Raw genomic sequence first — 1217 nt, 5'->3', positions numbered from 1 at the left:
CGGCCTCGACGACGCCGCGCTCCTGGAGCTTGGAGACGACGACGGCGTCGTGCCCGGTGGCGTCGATGACGACCTCGGACTCGACGGCGATGGGGTCGACGCACGTGAGTTCGCGGGGGAGCGCGTGGACGGGCGTCCAGTTCATCACGATGCCCGCGACCTCGTGGTCGTCCCGCACCACGACGTCCGTGAACTCGGTCATGTTCTGGACGCGCGCGCCGGCGTCGCAGGCGGCCTTGATGAGCGCCGAGCAGGCGTGCGGGCCGTCCGCGACCGCGAGGCCCTCGGTCTCGTCGTCGTACTCGTAGGGGACGCCGAGGTCGTCGAGGACGTCGTCGGCGGGCGAGCGGACGGTGAGCTTGTTCATCAGGAAGCCGCCGAGCCAGAACCCGCCGCCGAGGTAGTTGTTCTTCTCGACGACGGTGACGTCGACGTCGCGCTCGGCGAGTTCCTTGGCGGCCATCAGTCCGGAGGGGCCGCCGCCGACGACGATGACGTCGGTCTCGGTGTCGTCGATGAACTCCTCGGTCCACTGGCGGGCGATTGCGCGCGTGACCTGTGCTTCGTCTGCGTCGGCGAACGAGTCGAACGGCATATTCCCTAGTGATACCACCGGCTACTTACCTGTTGGGGTCCGGCGTCCCGAGGGGGCTCGTCCCTCTCCCATCGGAATCCCTTTCTCCGTGCGAGCCCTCTGTTCGGGTATCACATTTCTCGTCCAGCGTAGCCCGCTAGCGCCGGGCTACACACGGCCGCGCGCATCACAGACGACAGCCACGGCGAGCGCGGACGCCGCCGCACGCCCGGGGGTGGTGACGTGAACCCGAACCGCGTCGACAGCCTCACGGACCTCGCGTACGGCGTGCTCATCTTCGTCTCCGTCGTGCTGTTCTCGGTCGTCGGCACCCGGACGGGGCTGGCGTTCGGGTTCGGGGTGCTGGCGTCGTTCGTCATCCACATCGCGTGGAAGATGGCGCGCTTCGACCCCGACTGGATGACCCAGGCCGTCAGCGACACCGTCGAGGAGACGGTCGACGAGAAGGTCGGGGAGACGGTCGAACAGACCGTGGAGGCCAGCGTCGAGAAGTCCGTGGGCGAGACGGTCGAGCAGAAGGTCGGCGAAGACCGTCGACGAGACCGGTCGAAGCCAGCGTGGAGGAGACGTCGGCGAAACCGTCGAGGAGGAAGGTCGCGAGACCGTCGACGAGACGGTCGAA

2 protein-coding genes are annotated in these 1217 nt (G+C 68.1%); one reads left to right on the top strand and one right to left on the bottom strand.

Going from position 1 to position 1217, the window contains the following annotated elements:
- Window positions 1-595, bottom strand: a 595-nt coding sequence (locus GJ634_RS15185) for a sulfide-dependent adenosine diphosphate thiazole synthase (RefSeq protein ID WP_157503658.1), incomplete at its 3' end; no start/stop codon positions are given.
- A 222-nt stretch (window positions 596-817) separates the two neighbouring features.
- On the opposite strand from GJ634_RS15185, the gene GJ634_RS15180 reads away from it, so the two are divergent.
- A partial coding sequence (locus tag GJ634_RS15180) for a hypothetical protein (RefSeq protein ID WP_394350904.1) occupies window positions 818-1217 on the top strand: 400 nt, incomplete at its 3' end.

The organism is Halobacterium sp. CBA1126, from assembly GCF_009741975.1.
Classification (GTDB): Archaea; Halobacteriota; Halobacteria; order Halobacteriales; family Halobacteriaceae; genus Halobacterium.
This window is presented reverse-complemented; position numbering and strand designations above follow the sequence as displayed.